A 22737-nucleotide genomic window follows, 5' to 3' on the forward strand; every position below is an offset into this window, starting at 1 on the left:
ACTTCCTTTCGTGGCCCACGTTCTGTGGGTCGCTCTTCCTACAATTGATTAGTTGGCTGAATGGCCCTAAGCCAGTATCTTGAGCCTGTAAAACCCTGCAAAGTTTATGGGCTCAATGGTACAAATTTTTCACCTGATGATGACCTGATGCAAACGTGCTCCTGTTTAAGGTGGCGCTTACTTGCTTCAGGAGACTCGTCATGAGCACCACCATCAAACTTAAATTTTCTGAAAAATATAACCAGCAACATGCGACTGAATATTTGCTTAAACACCAGGACGGGCTTGCTCGGCGCCTCTCGCATAAACGCGATGTACAACTGGCGCGTAAAGCTTTGGCACTGGTGGGCGAACCTGGTCTAGTTTTAGACCTACCCTGTGGGGCGGGGCGGTTTTGGCCGCTGTTGGCTGAACATCCAAACCGGGGAATCATCGGTGCAGATAATTCGGCGTCCATGCTTGAGGTGGCGTCGATCGCTCAGCCTGCTGATGTGGTGAAACGCGTAAGGTGCTTGCAAACATCTGCATTTGACATAGACCTTGCAGACAACGCCGTAGACAGCATTTTTTGCATGCGTCTGCTGCATCACATTGGTGATGCAAGCCACCGGATGGCTCTGCTTAAGGAGTTTCATCGGGTCAGCCGAGACAGCGTAATTGTTTCATTGTGGGTTGATGGCAACGTTAAAGCCTGGAAACGCAAGCGACTTGAGAGTCAGCGCACTGCGGATGCCGGGCCGGATGGTTACCAAAATCGCTTTGTGTTACAGGCGGCTACCGTTGAAGCCGAGTTTAAAAAGGCTGGTTTTACTGTTCAGGAGCATCTGGATTTTCTCCCGCTCTATTCGATGTGGCGGGTTTATATATTACGTAAGAGGTAATGCATGGCCGTTGATTCTGTGTCGCCACACCAACCCGCAACTGAAGACCGTTTTGATTTCTACTGGCAGCAACAAGGCGAGTGGGTTGAGGAGCCAAATCAGCGTCGCGGTGGTGAGAGTGGCGTACAACGCATCCACGATGCCAAAGGGCGCACGCTGTATGTCAAACGTCAGGTCGAACACACCTATCGCAGTTGGCGCTACCCGCTGGGTCGCCCAACGGTATTGCGCGAGCAAGATGCGCTGCTCGCCATGAACCGTCTATCGGTTGGCGTGCCTGAACTGGTGTACTGCGGGGCTCAGCAAGGGCCCGAGAAACAATGGCGGGCATTGTTAGTGACCGCTGCGCTGGAACGTTTTATTGAAATAGACAATTGGTACGCTGCCGGTGAGCGTGAAGCTCATGGTGAGGCGCTCCATGATCGCGTGCTTGAAACCATTGCCGCCACCTTGGCGCGCATGCACCTAGGGCGCTGGCAACATGGTTGTCTGTATGCCAAGCATGTATTTGTTCGAGTGACAGGCAAGGGTGAAAGTGCTCAGGTAGAAGTAGCCCTGTTGGACTTTGAAAAAAGCCGGCAACGACTGACGGCCTCCAAGGCCGCCTCGCATGACTTGAAACAGCTACGCCGCCACTCGTCGTGGAACACTGACGACTGGACCAAACTGAACTACTTTTATGAAAAGGTGTTTGGCAGCACCATCAAAGGGTTACGGTGATGAAGCGAGAAGTAGCACGAAGTTTGTTTTTGCTGGGCTCTCTGGTCGTTGCCTCCGTGGCAATGGCTGCCTGGCAACCGCCAGTGACACAAGTACTGAGTGCAACGGCCACGGGTGCGCATTGCCCTATTCCACGTGTGGCCAAAGTTGTCGCTGAAGCAAAACCCGATCAGGAACTGTTGCTGTTTATGTATGGGATGAAGCAGGGCTTAAGGCCTTAGCGGCAACCAGCAAGCGGCAAGTTACAAGTTAAAAACAAGCCGTGTTGGCACCGATGCTCTTGCTTTTAACTTGAAGCTTATAGCTTGAAGCTTGCGGCTCTACACAACGTGTAGATGATTATCCCAAAGCCCCGACGGCAACCCCAAAGGCTTAGCTACCAACTCACTCTGACGGCAATCGTAGAACCGGCAACGGCCTTGGCCGGACGTCACCACAAACCCGTCTTTCACTGCGCCCACGCCTGCGCAGTCTGGCAAAGGTGCATCCAGACGCACTGCGCCGCTGTCCAAGTCCCACACAAAAAATCGGTTACCCCGTGGCGCCGTCAAGGCTACCAGCCGCAGCTCGCTGTGTACCGCGACACTGGCCGTGTAATGCCCCATGGCACGCAGTTGTTGCTCGGCCACTGGAAACGGTTCAAATGGCTGGCCAGGGCGCTTGATCGCCAGTAACTCGGACAACTCATGGGCATCGCCCATAAATTGCTGGCAGGCAACGATGGTGCCGTCGCTGGCGATCCCTAGGTGGCGCACGCTGTTCATCTGCTGGCTCAATGTTTCCTTGCTCAGCAACGTACCGTCACGCTGCATCAGCACCAAACTAGGCTCCATCGCGTTGAGGTTCATTTCAACCCGGCTTTCGGCCTCCGTGCGAATACCACCGTTGGCCACCACCAGTGTTTCGCCATCGGGCATCCATGACACTTGATGCGGGCCCACGCCATGAGTGGGGATTTCGCCGCTGTGAACTAGGCGTTCGCCTTCAAAGCGGTACACCCCCAGCAAGCCACGGCCCGGGTCGGTGGTGTCATTCTCGGTGGTGTATAGCCATTCGCCGTCTTTATGAATCACCGCATGGCCATAAAAATGCCGGTTGGGTAGCGACGTCAGGGTTTGCAGCAGTTGCCCGTCCCTGAGGCTGATCAAGTAGCTCTCAGTGCCGGGACGTCGCGCCACAAACAACGCAACAGGCAGTGTTGGGTGGTTGATGATGTCGTGGCAGCGCTGGCCGACTTGAGTACTGAACACTTGGGTGCCATCCAGTCGATAGCCGACGGCAAAGTGTTTGCCGTCCACATCGTCGCGGGCACTGAGCAGCAGCGGACTTTGGCCTTTGGGTTTAAACAGCGACCAACCGCCCAGCGTCACTGCGCTCAGCAATAAACCGCCGAGCTTGAGAGCTTGCCTGCGCATCATCGAACCATCCTTCATTAATCGCCGTCGTTGGCGTTAAAGCCCAGTTGAATACCCAGCGCCTTGGCCAGTTCGCCTTCGTGCAGACGGTGAACCACGTTAAGGCTGTCGTAGATGGCATCTAACTGAGCGCGGCCAGCGTCGTCAGCCAACAATTCGTTGAGCGTGCGCGAGTTGTCGTTGAACAGTTTGAGCGAGGCGGCGTACGCGGCATCGATCTTGTCAGCCAGCGGCTTTTGCTCGGCGGGCAACAGGCCACGCAAGCCTTTGTTGTCGACCCCGACCCATACGGTCTGAGCGGCCGCGAGGCTGGCCGCCAGGCTTTGCAGCGAGCCCTGACTGCGCCATGCGTCGGCCTGGAAGGGCTGTGGAATGCCTTTGCTCTGACGGCCCATGGGCGTGCCGAGCTTCTTCTTCAGGGTGTCGAGTGCGGTTACTTGTACACGCAGCAGGTCAGCAATGGCTTCGTGAGAGTCCGCATAACGCTGGTTCGGGAACTTGGTCATCTGCGCCAGCATGCCGTCAGTGCTGTTCCAGCTCGCCAAAATGTCTTCGGCCAGTTGTTTTTGACGTTCGCCAATCGCCGTCAGCAGAGGGCAATAGCGGGCTTTTTGTGCCGTGTCGGCTAGGTCGATATTGCTGTCGAAAAGAATGTATTCGTAAGCCGACAAGCCTTGCACCACCACGCTGGACTTGGCCAGCCCAGCGGCATCGATCTGCGGCTGGGCTACGACCAACTGCTCAACCTGACGCCCGACCAAGTTCTTTTTGTCTGGCCAGAACTGTACTTGCCACGAGCGATTGCCTTCGGCCAATGGCCCAATCAGCAACGGCTGCAACTCGGCCCAAGCCTTTTGTGCGTGCAAGAAGTCAGCGCGAGCGGTGTCGAGCGATTCTTTGCCTTCGCAGTACGCGAGTGCGCTGACCGCCAACTGGCGGTCAGCTTCAACCCAGCGGCTGTAGGTCGGCAGGATCACCTGTTTGGCGATAGCGGCCGAGGTAACGGCTTGCGGGTCTTGTGGCGAGCAGGCGGCCAAGGCAATCGCGGCAAGGCTGGTGAACAGAAGTTTGGGTCGAAACATGTCGGGGTCCCCGATCTTGTAAGGCGTTAAAGAGAGTTCAGGAACGCCAGCAACGCAGCGCGCTGCTCGGCATTGAATTGTAAAACCTGCTGCTTGGCCGACTCGGCCTCACCGCCATGCCACAGCACGGCTTCGAGCAGGTTGCGTGCACGACCATCGTGCAGAAACTGGGTGTGACCACTCACCGCCTGAGTCAAACCGATGCCCCACAAAGGCGGCGTGCGCCAATCGCTGCCTGACGCGGCGAACTCGGTACGGTTATCGGCAAGGCCCGGGCCCATGTCGTGTAACAGCAGGTCGCTGTAAGGATGAATGACCTGATTGGCCAGTTCGGGTTCGGCCGCAGTGGGCGACGTGGTGAACGTCGGCGTATGGCACGACACGCAACCGGCCTGATAGAACAGATTCTTACCGGCCAACACTTGCGGTGAACCGACATCGCGGCGAGCGGGCACAGCGAGGTTACGGGTGTAAAACTCGACGAGGCGCAAAATGTTGTCACTGACCTCGGGTTCGCCATCAGGGCCATTGCCGTTGGGCGCTGCCAAGCAGTCGGTTTGTGCAGACGTGCAATCATCAAACGGCCTCAGGCTGGTGGTGAGCCCCATATCACCAGAAAAGGCGTGAACATTTTGTTGATTGAGGTTCGGTTGGCCTGCTTTCCAGCCAAATCGGCCTAAAACAGTCTTTTGCTGAGCGTCATCCCACACCTGATTCGGGCGTCCGTTGATCCCTCCGCCCTGGTTGGCATTCTTAAGAATCGCCTCCTCGGGGATGGCTTCAAGCAATCCCAGCCCAATCATTGGCGGCGCAATGCGTGCCGAGAAACGGGTAGCAGGGTGCATAGGGCCATAGCCCAACTGCGTGATCTGGAGTGTGGGTTTGCGCAGTTCGACTTCTGTACCGTCTTTAAAACGTACCGACACCGGTTCGTAATCGACCCGAACTTTGCCTTCTGGAGCGACACCGGGCACCGCCATGTCTTGCAGCTGGCCGCCGTAAACAGGCTCTGGGACGACCCCCGTTTGCTCGATCAACGTGGCGTAAGTGGGTTCATTGGGAATCGACAGTCGCACCAACATAGACACCGAGTTCTTGGCGTTTGGCGCCGGTGGATGGCCGCGGCCGTCCTTGATATGGCAGTTCTGACAAGCATTGGTATTGAATAACGGCCCTAAGCCATCGCGCGCAGTCGTGGTAGAAGGCGCAATCACCCATGGGCTGCGAAAAAAGCTGTTACCAACACTGAAATCCAGACGCCGGGTGGGCGAGAGATTGGCGGAGGGCATAGAAAAAGCATTTTGATCCGTTTTACGCACCGTGGTGGCCCCGCCAGAGCGGGCTTCGCCGGGCTCAGGTTGAGTAAAGCGCGGCGCGTCATCACAGCCGGCAAGGCCTAAGGCCAGCAGCAGAGATAGGCGAAGAGGCAGCGAGGGCATCAAACGTCCAGATCAGTCAGCAAAATCGAGGGCGAAAGTTTATCAGGGAAGGTGAATTGAAATAAGAGGGATTAGCGTTTGGTTTGATCTGTGGCAGCCAAAGTCATGAGAGTGAGCGTGCTTATAAATGCCAGACAGATCCGTGGGGTTTTTAGTGTCTGCATCCTCCGGCGGCATTTGAAAAATATATTTTTGCTAGAAATGATTTTTCGACGCTTAGAATTTTGGGAAGCTAAAGTTTGCCTGTAGCAAGTGGCACTCCGCCCGTTAGTGTATTGATTGATCTGAGTGTTTTTTGGCATGCAGCGTAGAGCTAAACCCAACCAAACCAAGATCAAGAGATCGCGAGCAAGCTCGCTTCTACCGGATAGTCGTTCGACTGACGTTAGGCAGCGACTTCAGACCGCACACAATAAAGCGGCCCGAAGGCCGCCTCACATATCACTCACTCAAACGCCGCTAATCAGAACTCGTGATCGGCGTTGTCCGGGTTCAGGTCGCTGATGCCCAGCTTGCCAGCCGCTTGTTCGATAGCGCCAGTCTGCTTGACCAGTGCCGCGATGGCGTCACGCACCACTTGGTTGCCCGCTTCGTTACCGGCAGCGATCAACTGGTCGTAGTGCTCGCCCTTGTTGGCGAGGTCAACCATGACCTGGATCTTGGCTTCGGTGTCAGCCAAGTCGGATTTCAGTGTGGTGTCAGTGGCCGGGTCTACAACCACGACCAAGGATGACAGGCTTGGGCCGGTCATTTTGGTGCCGTCAGCCCGTACGTATTCACCTAGGTATACGTTGCGAATGCCTTTGGCATCGTAGAAGTGCGAGTTGTGGGTGTTGTCGCTGAAGCAGTCTTGCTCGTCTTCAGGGGAGTTGGCTTCCAGCGACACTTTCATGCGCTCGCCTGCCAGTTCGCCCAACGACAGGCTGCCCATGCCGAAGAACATTTTGCGCAAACCGTTCTGTACGGGTTCGGCTTCCAGAGTGGCGCGGTAGTTTTGCGGGTCATTTGGTGCCCAGTTACCGACCATTTCGTCGAGGTCGTTGACCAGCAGTTGGGTCACGGCTTTAAGGTAGGCACGGCGGCGGTCGTTGTGGCCGCCTGTTGCGCCTTCACCTTCTAGGTAGTCAGAGGCAGGGCGGTTGCCCGCGCCTGGGCCTGTACCGTTCAGGTCCTGGCCCCACAGCAGGAATTCAATGGCGTGGTAGCCGGTAGCCACGTTGGCTTCGGAACCGCCCAGCTCATTCAGGCTGGCCAGGGTTTCTGGGGTGATTTCGGTCACGTCAATTTTGTCTTCGCCGACCTGGATCTGGGTGTTGGCGATGATGTTGGCGTTGGCACCCGGGTTGCCTAGTGCGCCCGCATAGTTGGCGTCAACGTAGTCGATCAGGCCTTCGTCTAGCGGCCAGGCGTTCACTTGGCCTTCCCAGTCATCAATGATCGTGTTGCCGAAACGGAACACTTCACTTTGCAGGTAAGGTACGCGCGCCTCAACCCAGGCAGCGCGAGCAGCTTTCAGGGTGTCGTCGTTTGGCTTGGCCAAGAACGCATCGATCGCGGTTTGCAGTTTTTTTGCGGTGGATTCGGCGTCGCTGTACACGGCGTGGACCATGTTGGCGTAATGCGCGACAACGGCCTTGGCGGCTGCTTCGTCGACTTTGGCTGCCGTCACGTCAGTGGCTGGCGTGGCAGGCGTGGTCGCTGCTGCTGGCGTAGGGGCTGCTGCGGCTGTTTTTTCTTTGTCTTTGTCGCCACAACCGGCGAGTGAAATAGCAATGGCCAGCAGACTGGCGGTGGCCAGGGGCATACGAATCATGGCGAAAATCCTGCTTCGAGAGGTGGGACAAGCGTGCAATAGCACGCAAAACGTGCGACATGATGCGAAAGATTTGCATTTTGTGTAAAGGGTTAGTGTTGTAAATATTTCCTATTTACTTCGCAGCGATGCCTTATCTCTCGCAGCACATGTGGAAATCATGAAATACAAAATTACACATTAAGTGTGTTGTTGCGCTGCGCCTGTTTCAAATAAGCGCTCAATTCCCGTGCGCCTAGGGGCTTGCTGTACAGATAACCCTGGCCTTCATGGCAGCCTTCGCCGATCACATAGGCTTCTTGTTCGACTGTTTCTACACCCTCAGCAATCACCTGCATGCCCAAGCTTTTGCCCAGCTGAATGATGGCGCGCACGATGGTGGCATCGTCGTCATCGTCAATCAGGTCTTGTACGAAGCTTTTGTCGATCTTGATTTTGTCCAGTGGCAAGCTTTTGAGATAGCTCAGCGATGAATAACCGGTACCGAAGTCATCAATGGCGATCAGTGCGCCCGAGCGGCGCAGGCTCAACAAATGCTGGGCGGCGGTGCTGATGTCTTCCATGAGGCTGGTTTCGGTCACTTCCAGTTCCAGGCTGCCCGGCGGTAAGCGATACACCTGTAGCAGGTTGTTCACCACCCGAGGCAACTCCGCGTGGTGTAACTGCACCGTGGACAAGTTGACTGCCATGCGCAATTCAATGAAACCCTGGTCGTGCCATTCGCGTAGTTGGTTGCAGGCCTGGTCCAGTACCCATTCGCCGAGGGTAATGATGGTGTCGTTTTTCTCGGCCAGGGGGATAAACAGGTCCGGGGGGATCATGCCGTGTTCAGGGTGCTGCCAGCGCAACAGCGCTTCGACCCCGACCACACGATGGTCGCTGTAACGAATCTGCGGTTGATAGACGAGGTACAACTGATTACCGCGCAAGGCCTCGCGAAGGTCTTTTTCCAGCTCGCGTCGGCGGCGCATTTCACGGTCCACGCTGGCGATGTAAAACTGATAACGGCTGCGCGAGCGGTTTTTGGCCAAGGTCATGGTTTGCTCAGCTTTTTGCAGCAATTGCTCGGAGGTGTCGCCATCTTCCGGAAACAGCGTGATACCGATGGTGGCGCGCAAGCGGATGTTTTGCTGCTCCACGCTGAACACCGTTTCAAGGTCATCAAGAATGCTTTGCGCCAGTTCGGCAGCCTCGTAAGGCTGCTCGATATGCGCCTGGACCAGCGCAAACTGGTCGCCCCCCAAACGTGCCAACGCCCCCAAACTGCCGCTGTGGGCGCGGATCCGGTCGGTCAGCGCCTGTAATAGTTGGTCGCCCGTCTGATAACCAAATTGCTCGTTGACGCCTTTGAAGTCATCCAGCCCAACACACAGTACGGCCACGCGGCGTTGTGAACGGCCGGCATCAGTCAGGATTTTGCCGAGTTGGGCTTGCAATTGCTGACGGTTGGGCAGACCCGTCAAAAAATCGTACTGGGCCATGCGCAGCAAGGAGTTTTCGGCTTCGTGGCGCAAATGGGTATTGCGCTCAATCGAGGCCAGTAACTGGTTGGCGGTGTTGACCCACACCCCCAGTTCGTTCTTTTCATGGCCCTTGAGTTGCGGGATTAAATGCTCGCTGGGGTGATCCGGGTTGATGCTGGTCAGGTGCTGGATCATTTTCGATAAGGGCTTGGTCAGCAGCCAGTGATAAATCAGATACAGCACCAAGCTCATCAGCAGGGCACGCAGCACACCAGAGAGCAGTAAGGCCCCTGCGTTGGTCAAGAAGCTTTTGCCGTAGGTGGCGGTGTCGAGGGTAATGTTCAGGTCGCCGTAATACTCTTTGTACGGCCCGCTACCCTTCAGTGCTGTGCTGAAGGTGCGCTCCTTGCCCAGAATGAGGTCGGTCAGCCAGCGGCTGGACGTCTCTTGCAAGCCCCTGGATTTTTCAGCGAGCACCGGCTCGTTGGGGTGTCCGATTGACGCGTGACGAATGGCCTTGTCCTGAAACAGCCCCTCAATCACTTGCATCGCCATTCCGCTGTCCAGGCTGTATAGCGCCTGAGTGGACGGGTCGCGAAACATGTTGAGGATACGGTCGGCATCTTCCGTGACGGCTTGCCGTGTGATGTAGGCATCGAACACAATTTGCGCGCAACCCAGAATGCCTCCCACGGCCAGTGCTGATAGCAGCACGATTCGGAGTAACTTGATCGACAAGCTGTTCTTGAGTTCCAGCTTCAAAGGGCTATTCCTTGTTTCTTGCCGAGATGCTTGTGGTCTTAGGGCTGCGTAATCATTGCACCTTTTAAGGGGTGCTATCAGGGGGGGCTTCAACACTGGCTACTATGTCGGTCCATGGGTTTGTGAACTTGAGCCATTGAATGAAAAAAACCTGTTTGTTGATCTTAGCTGGCGCTGCTGCTGATGAGCGCCCCAACGTGACTTTTGATTTAGCAAAAAAAAAACCCGGCAGCGCCGGGTTTTTTTAACTGAAGTCAGATTCAGGCAGTGAAAGCTTTGCCTTCGAACTGCTCTGCAACGAACGTCCAGTTAACGATGTTCCAGAACGCCTCAACATACTTCGGACGTACGTTGCGGTAGTCGATGTAGTAAGCGTGTTCCCAAACGTCGCAGGTCAGCAGCGGAGTGTCGCCGCTGGTCAGCGGGTTGCCAGCGCCGATGGTGCTGGCCAGGGCCAGGGAACCGTCAGCCTTCTTCACCAGCCAGCCCCAGCCGGAGCCAAAGGTGCCGATAGAGGTTTTGCTGAACTCTTCTTTGAACTTGTCGAACGAGCCGAAAGCAGCGTTGATGGCATCAGCCAGAGCGCCGGTAGGCTCGCCGCCGCCGTTTGGCGACAGGCAGTTCCAGTAGAACGTGTGGTTCCACACTTGAGCGGCGTTGTTGAAGATACCGCCCGAAGAGGTCTTGACGATCTCTTCCAGGGTTTTGCCTTCGAACTCGGTGCCTGGCACCAAGTTGTTCAGGTTCACGACATAGGTGTTGTGGTGCTTGTCGTGGTGAAACTCCAGGGTTTCTTTGGAGATGTGCGGCTGCAAGGCATCGTGTGCGTACGGCAGCGGCGGCAATTCGAAAGCCATGATGATTCTCCTAATCAGGTCAGTTGCGATGAGCGCAAGGCCGATCACGGGCGGCCAAACACGCGCCGGGGAGTTTGTACTCTTTGCGGCGCAAGCGCTGGATCATAGCACCGGGGTTGCGCCTTAACCACGCGACAACTGTGTGGAATAGACGTTTCAGCGCGATTGATTCAAAAACTAGATTATTTCAATGATGCAAAAGTGCTCACGTTTGGAGCTGCCGCAGGCCGTGATCTTGCAGTCAATTAGCCAGCCACAATCAATTGCACCGCCACCGCATACATCATCACCGCCACCAGCAGGTCCAGCAGGCGCCAGGTGCCGGGGCGGGCAAGCCACGGCGCCAGCCATGCAGCGCCGAGCGCTAGGGTGAAAAACCACACCAGCGAAGCACTGGCCGCTCCCACCACATAAGCGCCGGGCACACTTTGTTGTGCGCCGAGTGAACCAATCAGCAACACCGTATCGAGATATACGTGTGGGTTGAGCAACGTCACCGCCAGCGCACTTAGCATCACGGCCTTAAGTGAACGTGCGGTTTGGCCGGCCGACTGTTCTAGGCTTGACGCCGAAAATGCCCGGCGTAAAGCCTGAGTGCCGTACCACAGCAAAAACACCGCTCCGCCCCAGCGGGCGATGCCCAGCAAGACCGGGTTTTGCGCCAAAATCGTAGCTAGGCCGAATACCCCGGCAGCCACCAGCAACGCATCGCAAACCACACAAAAGGCCGCCACTGGCAGGTGATGTTCACGGCGCAGGCTTTGCGCCAGTACAAAAGCGTTTTGGGTGCCGATGGCCATTATCAGACCGAACGCGACCAACAGGCCATTAAGGTAGCTTTGCCACATAGGAATTACTCGTCGAACTGCTTACGCAAGAGAGGGTTGTTGCTGGCTATTGTCGGGTCCATGGCTGTATAAGAAAAACCAATATTGCTGATCGCCCATTAGGAAAACTGATGTTCGACTATAAATTACTTTCCGCCCTCGCCGCCGTGGTAGAACAGGCCGGTTTTGAGCGTGCGGCGCAGGTGCTGGGTTTATCACAGTCGGCTATTTCGCAGCGCATCAAACTGCTGGAAGCCCGCGTCGGTCAGCCGGTTCTGGTACGTGCCACGCCGCCGAGTCCAACCGATATTGGTCGGCGCTTGCTCAACCATGTGCAACAAGTGCGTCTGCTTGAGCGCGACCTGCAAAGTGCTGTGCCCGCCCTTGATGACGAAGGCCTGCCCGAGCGGCTGCGCATTGCGTTGAATGCCGACAGCCTGGCCACGTGGTGGGCGCAGGCTGTCGGCGACTTTTGCGCCGACCAGCACCTGTTGCTGGATCTGGTGGTGGAAGACCAGACCGTTGGCTTAAAACGCATGCGCGCCGGAGAAGTCGCCGCTTGCCTGTGCGCCAGCGAACGCCCGGTGGCGGGAGCGCGCAGCGTATTATTGGGCGCGATGCGTTACCGCGCGTTGGCGAGCCCCGGCTTTATTGCCCGGCACTTTCCCGCTGGCGTGAGCGCTGAGCGATTGCCTAAAACCCCTGCGCTGGTGTTCGGTCCAGATGATTTTCTGCAACATCGCTACCTGGCAGCACTGGGCGTAGACGGCGGGTTCGAACACCATTTGTGTCCGTCATCAGAGGGCTTTATTCGCCTGACTGAAGCTGGTCTGGGGTGGGGGCTGGTGCCAGAGCTACAAGTACGCGAGCAGTTGGCCAGCGGGGCATTGCTGGAGCTTTTGCCAGATAAACCGATCGACGTGCCATTGTACTGGCATCATTGGCGCAATGGCGGACAACTGCTGGAGCAACTGACGGCGCATTTATCGCGTTCGGCATCTCGCTGGTTAGTGCCTTTGGCCTGACAAATAGCGTTTAAACAGCAGGCAACAAGAATTACAGCATTTGGAGCAATTGATGAAGATTCTGGTCACCGGCGCGAGCGGCTTTATTGGCGGACGCTTTGCGCGTTTTGCCTTGGAGCAGGGCTTTGACGTACGGGTCAGCGGACGTCGGGCTGAAGGGGTTGAACACCTAGTGCGACGTGGTGCTGAGTTTATCCAGGGCGATTTGACCGATGGCCTGCTGGTGCGTGACCTGTGCGTCGATGTCGATGTCGTGGTGCATTGCGCAGGGCATGTCGGCGCCTGGGGGCGTTATCAGGATTTCTTTCGTGACAACGTACTCGTCACCGAGAACGTCGTTGAAGCCTGCTTGAAACAGCGGGTGCGGCGTCTGGTCCACTTGTCATCCGCTTCGCTTTACTTCGACGGACGCCCGCACCTCGGGCTGACTGAGGACGATGTGCCCAAGCGTTTCAAGCACCCTTATGCTGAGACCCAATTTTTGGCCGAGCAAAAGGTTTTCGGGGCTCAGGAGTTCGGTCTTGAAGTAATCGCTTTGCGACCACGTTTTGTGACCGGGGCAGGTGACATGAGCCTCTTCCCGCGGTTGTTGAAGCAGCAACGCAAAGGCCGATTGGCGATCATTGGCAACGGCCTGAACAAGGTCGACTTCACCAGCATGCAGAACCTTAACGAAGCGCTGATGAGCAGCGTACTGGTGAGCGGCTCGGCCTTGGGCAAGGCCTATAACATCAGCAATGGCACGCCGATCCCGTTGTGGGACGTGGTCAACTACGTCATGCGCCAGATGAATGTGCCGCAAGTCACCCGCTATCGGGGCTACGGCATGGCCTATAGTGTGGGCGCACTCAGTGAGGCCGCGTGCAAAGTGTGGCCGGGCCAGCCTGAGCCGACACTCTCGCGTTTAGGGGTGCAGGTGATGGACAAAGACTTCACTCTCGACATCAGCCGCGCCCGACATTACCTCGACTACGATCCCAAAGTTAGCCTGTGGGCAGCGCTGGACGAGTTTTGCGGTTGGTGGAAGATAAGCAGTGGCAAGCTTTAAGCGCCAAGCTGCAAGTTTGAGGCCCCATGCTTTAAGCTTGCGGCTTTTAGCTGATCGCTTGCTGCTCTTTTAAGGACGTTTTTCCATGCGTAACGATGCTCGTGACGACTTCGACAATGTTCCGACCCTGCGTGCCAATGCGGATGACCATGATGACCCGGCCTCGACCAGTGGCGCGCGCGAGCGCACCACGGTGTACTCACGTAATACGCCGGTGATCAAGGTTAAAGGCCCGAGCACGGGGCCATTGTGGGCGTTGATCTTGGCCTTGCTGGTCGCGGTTGGCGGGTTGGCCTGGTGGAGCTTTCAGCAGATTTCCTTGATGGAACAACAGTTGGTGGCAACGCAAGAAAGCTTTGCGCGCATCAGCGAAGAAGCGGCGGGGCGTCTGCAGGCAATCTCAGGCAAGGTTGTGGCCAGTGAGTCGAGTATTAACAATGACAGCGAAGCCTTGAAGTTGCAGATCAAGCAACTTGAAGAGCAACTTTTGGAGCAGGGCAAACACCAGCAAGGTTTGGTGGCTGGGCAGCAAGGCGACCTGGACCAGCGATTCGAGCAAATCAACGCCGCGATGTTGCTGCAAGTGACCGCGCAGAAAGAAAACCAGACCCGGTTTGAGACAGACCTCAAAGCTATGAGCACTGAGTTGGCCACCCTCAAAGCCGCCGTCGCACAACAAGCCGCAGACGTGACCACCTTAAAAAAACAGGGCAATCCGAGCGCTGCGGTGGCGAGCTTGGAACAAGACATGATCGTGCTCAAAAGCCAGCTTGAAAACCGCCCAGCGCCGTCACAAGGCGCCAGCACCGCAGAATTTGACGTGTTCCGCGCCCAAATGACACGCAACCTCACCACCTTGCAAAGCCAGATCCAGAACCTACAAAAGCAAATCAGCGGCCGACCCTAACCCGATTGCGCACCCCTTGTAGGCGCAAGCAGGGATAGGCAATTACTGCGCTTTATCCCCGCGCCCACGCAGTACCTTATTCGGCATGGTGATCGCCGCGCAGAGGCCCAGCAGTGAGATCGCGGCACTGACCAGCAGCAAGTTGCGGAAGGTCATCAGCAGTTCACTGCGCAGGTTATCCAGCGCCGGGCCTTGCACAGCGTTGAGTCCGTCCAGCAACACATTGCCCGAACTGCCTTCACCCAGCAGCGGCTGGCCCACCGCTGGCGTCAGCAACGAATCATGCAGCAACGCGAGCAACAAGGCCGACATCAGCGCCACGCCCACCGCGCCGCCCAGCGAGCGAAACAGGTTAGTGGTGCTGGTAGCGACGCCAATATCGTGTTGCTCCACTGAGTTCTGCGCGCCCACCAGGGACGTCGGAAACTGCATCCCTGCCGCGATCCCGCTGAGCAGCATAAACACGCCACTCAATAGCTCGGCGCTCGGTGGGCTTAAGGCCATGCCGGCAATGGAGAGCGGCATCAGCACCGCTCCACTCAAAATCATGGGTTTGTAATACCCGGTCACGGAGGTCATGCGCCCAGCAAAGTAGGCGCCCATGGGCAACCCCATGGCCAATGGCAGCAAGTGCAGGGCCGCGCTGTCTGCGCCGGCGCCGGTGATGCTTTGGTAACGCAGCGGCATTAACACGATCAGCGAAATGGCCTGGAAGCTGGTGAAGAAAATGGTGCACCAACACAGCACTGCGTTGCGATTGGCGAACAGGTGCATCGGCAGCAATGGTTCTGGGGTGCGGCGCTCATGCCAGACAAACAGCACCAGTGCGACCAGTGCAGTCGCCATCAGGCTCAGTACCTGATCGTCGCGCCAGCTCTGGCCCTGGCCAATAAAGGTGATACCCAGCAGCAATGAGGTCAGCCCCACAATCATCAGCACGGTGCCAAGGTAGTCAATAATCGGTTTACGTTGTGGGACAGGTAGCCCGACCAATGTGCGATGCGCGATCCACAACGACACCAGTCCCAGCGGCAGGTTGATCAAAAACACCCACCGCCACGACAAGTATTCGGTCATGTAGCCGCCCAGCACCGGCCCGGCGACACTGGCCACCGCGTACATGCTGCTGAAATAGCCCTGATAGCGTCCGCGTTCGCGCGGCGGCACGATGTCACCGATGATCGCCTGACTGACTGAAATCATCCCGCCGGCGCCAATTCCCTGAAGAATTCGCGCCAATACCAGTTGTTCCATATTCTGCGCGAGCCCGCAAAATATCGAGGCCAGGGTAAACAGAGCCATGCCAAACAGCATCAGGCGCCTGCGGCCATACAAGTCGCCGAGCTTGCCGTAGATCGGTACCGCCACGGTCATGGCCACCATGTAGCCGGAAATCACCCATGCCAGTTGGCTGACATCCTTGAACTGCGCAGAGATGGCGGGAATCGAGACGGCAACAATGGTTTGGTCCAGCGCCCCCAGAAAAATCGCCAGCATTAGGGCGACGAGGATGCTGCGAATGGCGGGTTTAGCGTGTGGAGGCGGGTTCAGGCTGGTCACAAAATACACCTGCGGGCATCGAACGTGTGGCGGATGCCCGAAGTGTACTCGATAGCCTGCTATTCGATAGCTTCGTAAGGGAGGCCGACGTAATTTTCTGCAATGGTTGTGCGCCCGGCCTCAGAGTCGAGGAAATACGCCAGTTCGCTGTCGGTAATACGCTGGCTAAAATCGTCGCTGTCCGCAAAACGGTGCAGCATCGAGGTCATCCACCACGAAAATCGCTCGGCTTTCCAGATACGCCGCAGGCACACCTCGGAGTAGCGCTCGAGCAAATCGGTACGGCCCTCGGTGTAGACCTTTAGCAAGATGTTGAACAGTGTGCTGACATCGCTGGCTGCCAGATTCAAGCCCTTGGCGCCCGTGGGCGGTACGATGTGCGCCGCGTCACCGACCAGAAACAGACGCCCGAACTGCATGGGTTCGACGACAAAACTGCGCAGAGGCGCGATGCTTTTCTCAATCGATGGACCGGTTACCAGTCGCTCGGACAAGGGAGTGGGCAGACGGAGCTTCAGTTCGTCCCAGAAACGTTGATCCGACCAGTCCTCAACCTTCTCTTCGACGGGCACTTGCAAGTAATAGCGGCTGCGGGTGGCGGAGCGCTGGCTGCACAGGGCAAAGCCGCGCTCATGTTTGGCGTACACCAGCTCATCGTTGACCGGCGGCGTGTCGGCCAACACCCCGAGCCAGCCAAACGGGTAGACGCGCTCAAAGACTTTTAGCACATCGCTGGGAATAGACTGACGCGCTACGCCGTGAAAGCCATCGCAACCGGCGATGTAATCGCAGTCCAGACGCCAAGTTTCGCCGTCCTTTTCGAAGGTCACGTAAGGCGCATCGGTTTTCATGCCGTGTGGTTGCACGTTGCTGGCGTTGTACAGCGTTTGAACCCCGGCGCTCTCGCGGGCGGCCATTAGGTCGCGGGTGACTTCAGTCTGGCCATACACCATCACGCTTTTGCCGCCGGTCAGCCCCTTGAGGTCGATATGTACCTGGCGGTCATCGAGTGCCAACTCAAAGCCATCGTGTACCAAACCTTCCTCGTCCATGCGCTGGCTGACACCGGCCTGACGCAGCAGGTCAACCATGCCTTGTTCCAGCACTCCGGCGCGAATTCGACCGAGCACGTAGTCGCCGGACTGGCGCTCGAGAATGACGTTATCAATCCCTGCATTGTGCAGCAGTTGGCCGAGCAGCAACCCTGAAGGGCCAGCTCCGATAATAGCGACTTGAGTTTTCATTGTTGTTCTCTCTCGCAAGCTTCGTCCGTTCGCTTAATAACGTCATGCAATCTCTGGTAGGAGCGCGCTCGCTAAAGGACGAAATGGTTTTTATAATTTGTGCCTGTATTTTTCGCTTGCGAGCGAGGCAAATGAAGGTGATAAATGCGCCATTACCGGTACTTTTCACCAATCAGTGCGATTATCGGCCCATTGCGATCTCGACAGGTTGTGCCCCATGACCGCCTCTGCTCCTGTTTCTATCCCAGTGTTCAAACTGTACGGCGAACAGCAAGACTGGCTCAGCCCCGACCTGCTGCACTGCGAGACCATTTCACTGCGTAGCCGTGTTCATGACTGGGAAATACGCCCCCACCGGCATGCTGATTTGTGCCAGTTGCTGTACGTGCACAAAGGCCGGGCGCGGGTCGAAATTGAAGGCCAATTCCATGAACTGGCGCCATCGGCGATTCAGGTGATCCCGCCGCTGTGTGTGCACGGATTTCAGTTTTCGCCGAACGTTGAAGGTTTTGTTCTGACCCTGGCCGCGCCACTGGTGGCTCAGTTACAAGCGCAGTTAGGTGGCTCAATGAGCGCCCTGCAACGGGTTGCCAGCTACCCGGCGGGCAAGGATAGGAACTACCTCAACAGCTTGTTCAGCGCGTTGCAAAGTGAATATGTGAGCGCGCAGCCCGCTCGCGATATGCTCCTGAAATCGCTGATAAGTGTGCTGTTGGTGTGGGTCACGCGTCAGGTTATTCAGCGCCGTGAAGCCCGGCAGATACCACAACGCGGGCGTGAGTACCTGAACCTGTTCAATCAGCAGGTCGAAGCGCTGTTTCACGAACAGCCCAGCGTCGAGCAGTTGGCACATCGGGTGGGGATTTCGGTGGCTCACCTCAACAGCATTTGCCGCGAGCTGGCAGGGCAGTCGGCCTTGCAGATTATGCATCAGCGGCTGTTGTTGGAGGCCAAGCGTCATTTGATCTACACACCCATGAGTGTCAGCGAAGTGGCCGATAGTCTAGGGTTCGTCGACCCGGCGTATTTTGCACGGTTCTTCCGGCGCCTGACGGGCACCTCGCCCAGTGGATTTCGAACAGACCGGACTGACAGCGTCAACCCGGTTTGATGCTCTAAAGGATCCTTTCTTGAGAGCGCTAAACAGCGCGTTTGTCCCAAGCAGGTTCCTCAGTAAAACGCTCCGCAAGAAAGTCGAGCATGCTGCGCAACGTCGCAGGCATGTGCTTGCGCGAGGCGTACACCGCATAAATATTCATCGCCAACGGTTCAGCGTTAGGCAGTAGGCGCACCAACTCACCGCTGCGCACGTGGCACCCGGCCAGATAGGTGGGCAACAGCGAAATCCCCGCACCCGCTAGCGTGGCGCTGAGCAGCGTGCTGGCTTCGTTGGCGCTGATATTGCCCTGCACTGGCACTGAAACCACTTCGCCATGAGCCGTGAAATGCCACAGACTTTTGCCGTAGTAAGAATGGCTCAGGCAGTTGTGCTGGCTGAGATCATCGACCTGCTGCGGCGCCGGATGTGCGCGTAAATACAAGGGGGTTGCGCATAGCACCGAGCGGCAAACGGTCAGCTTGCGAGCGATCAAGCTTGGGTCCAAGTCGTTGCTGGTGCGAATCGCTAGGTCGATGCGCTCATCCACCAAATTCACTGTGCGGTCGAGCATTTGCAGGTCGATGCTTACGTCGGGGTAGCGCCGCACGTACTCGGTGACGGCGGCGGCCAACTGCGCCTGCCCGAACGAGGTGCTGACGCTGATACGCAATAGCCCTCGCGGCGCATCAGCGGGCACGCTCACGGCGGCTTGCATGTCGTCTGCCAGTTCCAGTAACTGCCGACAGCGGGGCAGGGTTTCATTGCCTGCGGCGGTCAGGCTCAGTTTGCGCGTGGTGCGATGCATCAAACGCGCGCCTACCCACTCTTCGAGTTCTGCCAAATAACGTGACACCACGGGGCGTGATAAGTCCAGTTGGTCGGCTGCCGCTGACTGGCTACCCAGGTCCACTACCGTGACAAATACCCGCATTGCGATAAGACGATCCATGATTTGCCCGATTACTGAAACAAACTATGTCGGAGCATCGCATTTTTTGTCGCCTATTGTGCGACTAAGCTCTGTCCATCGCTGACCCAGCCACAGGACGTATCCATGACCGTATTTTCTACTCTTCGCCGTTTTTGCCTCAGTGCTGTCGCTGTGGGCTTCGCTGCGCATGCGGCGGCGGCCCCGGCACCGGCACCCTTGACCTTGGATGTCTACAACCCAGGCAGCGAGGCGATTTTTCCGGTGTCGTCAGTGTTGGTCAGTGGCGAGAAAGACGCGATTCTGGTGGATGCGCAGTTTGGCAAGTCTCAGGCCCAGCAACTGGTCGAAAAAATCCGCGCCAGCGGCAAGCACCTGACCACCATCTACATTAGCCACGGCGACCCCGACTACTACTTTGGCCTCGACACCCTGACCAAGGCCTTTCCTGATGCCAATGTGCTGGCCACGGCTCCGACGGTTGAGCACATCAACCAGACCAAAGACGCCAAGCTGGCGTTTTGGGGGCCGAAAATGGGCAGCGATGTGCCGAGCCGGTTAATCGTGCCGCATGCCATGAAAGGCAACACCTTGGAGCTTGAAGGCCATGAACTGGATGTCGTCGGGCTGACTAGTCGGCAGCCGGAACGCACCTTTGTCTGGATTCCATCGCTTAAAGCGGTGGTCGGTGGCGTGGTCGTGGCCGATAACCTGCACGTGTGGATGGCCGATACCCAGACCCCGCAGTCGCACCGGCAATGGGTGGGCACCTTGAAACGCATCACCAGCCTGCAACCGACTATTGTCGTGCCAGGGCATTACCTAGGCGCAAACGATTATTCATTGAGCTCAGTGACCTTCACTCGCGATTACATCAAGGCATTTGATGAAGAAACCCTCAAGGCCAAGAACTCGGATGAGCTGATCACAGCGATGAAAAAACGTTACCCGAATGTGGGTGAAGAGTCTTCGCTGGAACTGAGCGCCAAAGTGGCAAAAGGCGAAATGACGTGGTGATTTAACGCGGACCTCTACGAAATCCATCCAACAGGAGAACATCATGAGCAACATTGCAATTATCGGCGCCACTGGTCGTGCGGGTGGCCAACTGCTGGAAGAAGCGCTGCGTCGTGGTCATCACGTGACCGCCATTGCCCGTCACGCTTCGTCCAAAATCGGTCAGCGTGCGGGTGTTGTGACCCAGGATGTTGACGTCAACGACCCCCAAGCGTTGCAGGCGGCCGTAGCGGGAAGTGACGTGGTACTCAGCGCAGCGCATTTTTCGACACTCAACCCTGAAGCGATCATCGAACCGGTGAAAAAGGCCGGGGTGAAACGCCTGCTGTTTGTGGGCGGTGCGGGTTCGCTATTACTGCCGGATAACACCAAGGTCATCGACAGCAAAGGCTTCCCGAAAGAATACCTGCCAGAAGCGTCGGCGGGCGGCGTGTACCTCGACACGCTGCGCAACGAAAAGGACTTGGACTGGACCTTTATTTCGCCATCAGCCGAGTTTGTCGAAGGCGAGCGCACGGGCACCTTCCGTCTGGGCAAAGACCACCTGCTGGTCAGTGCCGAAGGCAAAAGCTGGATCACCTTCGCGGACTTCGCCATCGCGATGCTGGATGAAGTTGAACAGCCCAAGCACTCGCGCCAGCGGTTCACCGTGGGGTATTGATCCAGCATTCACGTTGTAGCCGCTGCACGCTGCGATAAGGGCCGAAGGCCCTTCGACTGGCGTCATAAGCTCAGGCGCATGCGCGCCAGATCCCGTACCGGGGGCGCACCAAACTGTCGGCTGTACTCGCGGCTGAATTGCGAAGGGCTTTCATAACCCACGCGATAACCCGCCGCCGAAGCGTCGAGCCCCTCACTGAGCATCAGCCGTCGGGCCTCGTTAAGGCGCAATTGCTTTTGGTACTGCAACGGACTCATGGCAGTCACGGCCTTGAACCTGTGATGGAGCGTCGACACGCTCAAGTTGGCTTCACGGGCCAAGTTGTCAATGCGCAGCGGTTGTTCGAAATTACCGTTGAGCCACGAAATAGCACGGCTGACACGGTGGGTTTGACTGTTCTCGCTCGCAATTTCATACAAGCGATAACCTTGGGGACTGCGCAGCAGGCGATACAAGATCTCGCGGCGAATGAGTGGCGCGAGCATGGCGATGTCTTTCGGCGTGTCGAGCAGCCGCGTCAGTCGCAACAAGGCGTCGAGCATCGATTGGTCGATGGGTTCAACGTACAGCCCGCGCCCGGCAGGTCGCGAAGGCACGCCCATCGGGCCTGCGTCATTGAGCAAGGTGGTGATTTCTGCCGGATCAATATCAAGGCGCAAGGCCAATATCGGTTTCTCGGGAGACACCTCTACCACGCGCCCGCTGATGGGCATCGACACCGAAACCACCAGGTAATTGAGTGGGTCGTAGGCAAAGCACTCGTCTGCCAAGCGAACCTCTTTACGGCCCTGGGCCATGATGCACAGCGCGGGCTTGGGCAGGCTGGGGGAAAAATCGCTGGGTTGGCAGTAGCGCGACACAAACAGTGCCTCAACCCCCGTTTCGTACGAGCCTTCGCCGCCGGTATGCCGGTAAATCAGGTCGGCCAGTTCCACGCGCTGTTTTTCAAGCGCGGGGTCGAGCGCGGGTCGCGGCGGTTCCAGCAGTGACATTTGACGTTTCCTCATAACAGACGCGGTGTAGGCACAGCTTAATTTTGTGCAAGGCGAGGGGGTAGTCAATTTCTGTCGCAGTCTTGCCTGATCCTGCGAGAGCCATGTGTTAAGCGCCTGCCGGTGGCGTGACAGAGGTGGAGTATTGCTCGAAAGCGTGATTAGCGGGTGGTGCGGTCTGCTCAAAGGTGACTACGCGTAAAGACGAGGTTTTGCAGAATCGTGCAAGCCTGGGGCAGAAATCGACTAACGCCGTCGGGCGCAGGGCCTTAAGCTTTGAACCTCCCCCCCAATGTCACTTTCCTTTGTGGAGGCCTTCATGCCCCAGCACACTGCTGTCAGTCATATGACGTTGGTTCGCGCTCGCGTCGGGTGTTCGGCGAAAGTCCACGCCTGTTTGAACCAACTGATTGAGCCGTCCCGGCTAACGCCCGGTTGCCTGCACTTTGCCCTGCAGCATTGCGACAGTGACCCGTTGCTGTGGCACATCGCCGGTTACTGGGCGAGTGAGCCTGCGATGCAGGCGTACTTCAATTCCCCGTTGATGGACGTCTTCAGCGTGTTGCTCAACCAGCAAATGGTCGACAGCCTGGACTTTCAGACTTTCAACGAACACGCGTCTGCCCACCTGCACAAGCAGGCCAGTTAAGCGGGTAGAATGCCGTCTTTTCTCTGGCCGGAATGTGAAGCATGGCGCGTAAAGAATTTGCACAATTTGAAGCGGTATCGGCGGTTGTCCCGGTAGAACTGGGTGTTCCGGGTGCTTACAACGCAGCGATTGCAGTCAAAGCCTTGTACGAAGGTGGAGCACCGCGCTTTCATAAAGTCCTGATTGAGCAGACCTTTGCAACCGCCACGGCAGCCGATGCCGCAGCGCAGCAGCGATTGCAAAACCTGCAAGACGTTACTGAAGACGGTGAACTGGTTTGGTAGTCATCGTGGGCGGTGCATTTTGAACAGCGCCTCAGGGCCGAGCTGGAAATAATCCGCCGGCCCG

The 22737-nt window shown here is 57.0% G+C and carries 22 protein-coding genes; 11 read left to right on the top strand and 11 right to left on the bottom strand.

Annotation, left to right across the window (positions count from 1 at the left end; all coding sequences use genetic code 11):
• The first annotated feature begins 200 nt into the window (after positions 1 to 200).
• The 3 genes from B347_RS0110985 to B347_RS0110995 are packed head-to-tail and all read left to right on the top strand — an operon-like array spanning position 201 to position 1822.
• Positions 201 to 881 (top strand): class I SAM-dependent methyltransferase, encoded by a 681-nt coding sequence (locus B347_RS0110985; RefSeq protein ID WP_019409770.1) that lies wholly within the window; start codon positions 201 to 203, stop codon positions 879 to 881.
• Positions 882 to 884: 3 nt separating this feature from the next.
• Positions 885 to 1601 carry a lipopolysaccharide kinase InaA family protein gene (locus tag B347_RS0110990; protein ID WP_019409771.1) on the top strand — a complete coding sequence of 239 codons (717 nt, stop codon included), beginning with the start codon at positions 885 to 887 and terminating at the stop codon, positions 1599 to 1601.
• Positions 1601 to 1822, top strand: coding sequence for a hypothetical protein (locus tag B347_RS0110995; protein ID WP_019409772.1), 222 nt, complete (start codon positions 1601 to 1603; stop codon positions 1820 to 1822). Before B347_RS0110990 ends, B347_RS0110995 begins: the two co-directional genes overlap by 1 nt.
• A 99-nt stretch (positions 1823 to 1921) precedes the next feature.
• On the opposite strand, the gene B347_RS0111000 is transcribed toward B347_RS0110995, so the two are convergent.
• From B347_RS0111000 to B347_RS0111035, 7 genes are all read right to left on the bottom strand, one after another.
• Positions 1922 to 3019, bottom strand: coding sequence for a DUF1513 domain-containing protein (locus B347_RS0111000; protein ID WP_019409773.1), 1098 nt, complete (start codon positions 3017 to 3019; stop codon positions 1922 to 1924).
• A 14-nt stretch (positions 3020 to 3033) separates the two neighbouring features.
• Entirely contained in the window at positions 3034 to 4098 is a 1065-nt protein-coding gene (locus tag B347_RS0111005) for an imelysin family protein (RefSeq protein WP_019409774.1), read from the bottom strand.
• Between the two features lie 26 nt (positions 4099 to 4124).
• Complete coding sequence (locus B347_RS0111010; protein WP_019409775.1) at positions 4125 to 5537, bottom strand: di-heme oxidoredictase family protein; 1413 nt, start codon at positions 5535 to 5537, stop codon at positions 4125 to 4127.
• A 463-nt stretch (positions 5538 to 6000) separates the two neighbouring features.
• Positions 6001 to 7350: an imelysin family protein gene (locus tag B347_RS0111015; protein WP_019409776.1), complete on the bottom strand. Its 1350-nt coding sequence runs from the start codon at positions 7348 to 7350 to the stop codon at positions 6001 to 6003.
• A 173-nt stretch (positions 7351 to 7523) separates the two neighbouring features.
• A complete protein-coding gene (locus B347_RS0111020) occupies positions 7524 to 9575 on the bottom strand; it encodes a putative bifunctional diguanylate cyclase/phosphodiesterase (protein WP_019409777.1) in 2052 nt (683 codons plus the stop codon).
• 260 nt (positions 9576 to 9835) lie between these two features.
• Positions 9836 to 10432: a superoxide dismutase gene (locus B347_RS0111030; RefSeq protein ID WP_019409779.1), complete on the bottom strand. Its 597-nt coding sequence runs from the start codon at positions 10430 to 10432 to the stop codon at positions 9836 to 9838.
• A gap of 245 nt (positions 10433 to 10677) precedes the next feature.
• On the bottom strand, positions 10678 to 11280 hold the full coding sequence (locus tag B347_RS0111035; RefSeq protein ID WP_019409780.1) for a LysE/ArgO family amino acid transporter: 603 nt from the start codon (positions 11278 to 11280) through the stop codon (positions 10678 to 10680).
• 110 nt (positions 11281 to 11390) lie between these two features.
• On the opposite strand from B347_RS0111035, the gene B347_RS0111040 reads away from it, so the two are divergent.
• The 3 genes from B347_RS0111040 (at position 11391) to B347_RS0111050 (ending at position 14239) form a co-directional block, all read left to right on the top strand.
• Positions 11391 to 12284, top strand: coding sequence for a LysR family transcriptional regulator ArgP (locus B347_RS0111040; protein WP_019409781.1), 894 nt, complete (start codon positions 11391 to 11393; stop codon positions 12282 to 12284).
• A gap of 52 nt (positions 12285 to 12336) precedes the next feature.
• Complete coding sequence (locus B347_RS0111045; protein ID WP_019409782.1) at positions 12337 to 13332, top strand: NAD-dependent epimerase/dehydratase family protein; 996 nt, start codon at positions 12337 to 12339, stop codon at positions 13330 to 13332.
• An 85-nt stretch (positions 13333 to 13417) separates the two neighbouring features.
• On the top strand, positions 13418 to 14239 hold the full coding sequence (locus tag B347_RS0111050) for a hypothetical protein (protein WP_019409783.1): 822 nt from the start codon (positions 13418 to 13420) through the stop codon (positions 14237 to 14239).
• Between the two features lie 42 nt (positions 14240 to 14281).
• Here B347_RS0111050 and B347_RS0111055 read toward each other — a convergent pair whose 3' ends face one another.
• Entirely contained in the window at positions 14282 to 15799 is a 1518-nt protein-coding gene (locus B347_RS0111055) for an MDR family MFS transporter (protein ID WP_019409784.1), read from the bottom strand.
• A 59-nt stretch (positions 15800 to 15858) separates the two neighbouring features.
• Positions 15859 to 17043 (bottom strand): 4-hydroxybenzoate 3-monooxygenase, encoded by a 1185-nt coding sequence (gene pobA / locus B347_RS0111060; RefSeq protein WP_019409785.1) that lies wholly within the window; start codon positions 17041 to 17043, stop codon positions 15859 to 15861.
• A 217-nt stretch (positions 17044 to 17260) separates the two neighbouring features.
• Here pobA and B347_RS0111065 point away from each other — a divergent pair, with 217 nt between their 5' ends.
• Complete coding sequence (locus B347_RS0111065) at positions 17261 to 18154, top strand: helix-turn-helix domain-containing protein (RefSeq protein ID WP_019409786.1); 894 nt, start codon at positions 17261 to 17263, stop codon at positions 18152 to 18154.
• Between the two features lie 28 nt (positions 18155 to 18182).
• Here B347_RS0111065 and B347_RS0111070 read toward each other — a convergent pair whose 3' ends face one another.
• Entirely contained in the window at positions 18183 to 19091 is a 909-nt protein-coding gene (locus B347_RS0111070) for a LysR family transcriptional regulator (RefSeq protein WP_026014116.1), read from the bottom strand.
• Positions 19092 to 19196: 105 nt separating this feature from the next.
• On the opposite strand from B347_RS0111070, the gene B347_RS0111075 reads away from it, so the two are divergent.
• Positions 19197 to 20087: an MBL fold metallo-hydrolase gene (locus tag B347_RS0111075; RefSeq protein WP_019409788.1), complete on the top strand. Its 891-nt coding sequence runs from the start codon at positions 19197 to 19199 to the stop codon at positions 20085 to 20087.
• A 43-nt stretch (positions 20088 to 20130) separates the two neighbouring features.
• A complete protein-coding gene (locus B347_RS0111080; protein WP_019409789.1) occupies positions 20131 to 20748 on the top strand; it encodes an NAD(P)-dependent oxidoreductase in 618 nt (205 codons plus the stop codon).
• 62 nt (positions 20749 to 20810) lie between these two features.
• On the opposite strand, the gene B347_RS0111085 is transcribed toward B347_RS0111080, so the two are convergent.
• Positions 20811 to 21740, bottom strand: a complete 930-nt coding sequence (locus B347_RS0111085; protein WP_019409790.1) for an AraC family transcriptional regulator — start codon at positions 21738 to 21740, stop codon at positions 20811 to 20813.
• 319 nt (positions 21741 to 22059) lie between these two features.
• On the opposite strand from B347_RS0111085, the gene B347_RS0111090 reads away from it, so the two are divergent.
• The gene (locus B347_RS0111090) at positions 22060 to 22389 is read left to right on the top strand and encodes a putative quinol monooxygenase (RefSeq protein ID WP_019409791.1); all 330 of its coding nucleotides are present in this window, start codon (positions 22060 to 22062) and stop codon (positions 22387 to 22389) included.
• Positions 22390 to 22430: 41 nt separating this feature from the next.
• Complete coding sequence (locus B347_RS0111095) at positions 22431 to 22673, top strand: hypothetical protein (RefSeq protein WP_019409792.1); 243 nt, start codon at positions 22431 to 22433, stop codon at positions 22671 to 22673.
• Positions 22674 to 22737 lie beyond the last annotated feature (64 nt).

Origin of the sequence: Pseudomonas psychrophila HA-4 (genome assembly GCF_000282975.1) — a bacterium.
Classification (GTDB): domain Bacteria; phylum Pseudomonadota; class Gammaproteobacteria; order Pseudomonadales; family Pseudomonadaceae; genus Aquipseudomonas; species Aquipseudomonas psychrophila_A.

Excerpts from the sequence above, each read along its gene's own strand:
- B347_RS0111015 (WP_019409776.1), bottom strand. The coding sequence starts at position 7,350 with ATGATTCGTATGCCCCTGGCCACCGCCAGTCTGCTGGCCATTGCTATT.
- B347_RS0110995 (WP_019409772.1), top strand. The coding sequence starts at position 1,601 with ATGAAGCGAGAAGTAGCACGAAGTTTGTTTTTGCTGGGCTCTCTGGTC.
- pobA (WP_019409785.1), bottom strand. The coding sequence starts at position 17,043 with ATGAAAACTCAAGTCGCTATTATCGGAGCTGGCCCTTCAGGGTTGCTG.
- B347_RS0110985 (WP_019409770.1), top strand. The coding sequence starts at position 201 with ATGAGCACCACCATCAAACTTAAATTTTCTGAAAAATATAACCAGCAA.
- B347_RS0111040 (WP_019409781.1), top strand. The coding sequence starts at position 11,391 with ATGTTCGACTATAAATTACTTTCCGCCCTCGCCGCCGTGGTAGAACAG.
- B347_RS0111070 (WP_026014116.1), bottom strand. The coding sequence starts at position 19,091 with ATGGATCGTCTTATCGCAATGCGGGTATTTGTCACGGTAGTGGACCTG.
- B347_RS0111080 (WP_019409789.1), top strand. The coding sequence starts at position 20,131 with ATGAGCAACATTGCAATTATCGGCGCCACTGGTCGTGCGGGTGGCCAA.
- B347_RS0111045 (WP_019409782.1), top strand. The coding sequence starts at position 12,337 with ATGAAGATTCTGGTCACCGGCGCGAGCGGCTTTATTGGCGGACGCTTT.
- B347_RS0111090 (WP_019409791.1), top strand. The coding sequence starts at position 22,060 with ATGCCCCAGCACACTGCTGTCAGTCATATGACGTTGGTTCGCGCTCGC.
- B347_RS0111050 (WP_019409783.1), top strand. The coding sequence starts at position 13,418 with ATGCGTAACGATGCTCGTGACGACTTCGACAATGTTCCGACCCTGCGT.
- B347_RS0111095 (WP_019409792.1), top strand. The coding sequence starts at position 22,431 with ATGGCGCGTAAAGAATTTGCACAATTTGAAGCGGTATCGGCGGTTGTC.
- B347_RS0111065 (WP_019409786.1), top strand. The coding sequence starts at position 17,261 with ATGACCGCCTCTGCTCCTGTTTCTATCCCAGTGTTCAAACTGTACGGC.
- B347_RS0110990 (WP_019409771.1), top strand. The coding sequence starts at position 885 with ATGGCCGTTGATTCTGTGTCGCCACACCAACCCGCAACTGAAGACCGT.
- B347_RS0111005 (WP_019409774.1), bottom strand. The coding sequence starts at position 4,098 with ATGTTTCGACCCAAACTTCTGTTCACCAGCCTTGCCGCGATTGCCTTG.
- B347_RS0111010 (WP_019409775.1), bottom strand. The coding sequence starts at position 5,537 with ATGCCCTCGCTGCCTCTTCGCCTATCTCTGCTGCTGGCCTTAGGCCTT.
- B347_RS0111000 (WP_019409773.1), bottom strand. The coding sequence starts at position 3,019 with ATGATGCGCAGGCAAGCTCTCAAGCTCGGCGGTTTATTGCTGAGCGCA.
- B347_RS0111030 (WP_019409779.1), bottom strand. The coding sequence starts at position 10,432 with ATGGCTTTCGAATTGCCGCCGCTGCCGTACGCACACGATGCCTTGCAG.
- B347_RS0111085 (WP_019409790.1), bottom strand. The coding sequence starts at position 21,740 with ATGTCACTGCTGGAACCGCCGCGACCCGCGCTCGACCCCGCGCTTGAA.
- B347_RS0111035 (WP_019409780.1), bottom strand. The coding sequence starts at position 11,280 with ATGTGGCAAAGCTACCTTAATGGCCTGTTGGTCGCGTTCGGTCTGATA.
- B347_RS0111075 (WP_019409788.1), top strand. The coding sequence starts at position 19,197 with ATGACCGTATTTTCTACTCTTCGCCGTTTTTGCCTCAGTGCTGTCGCT.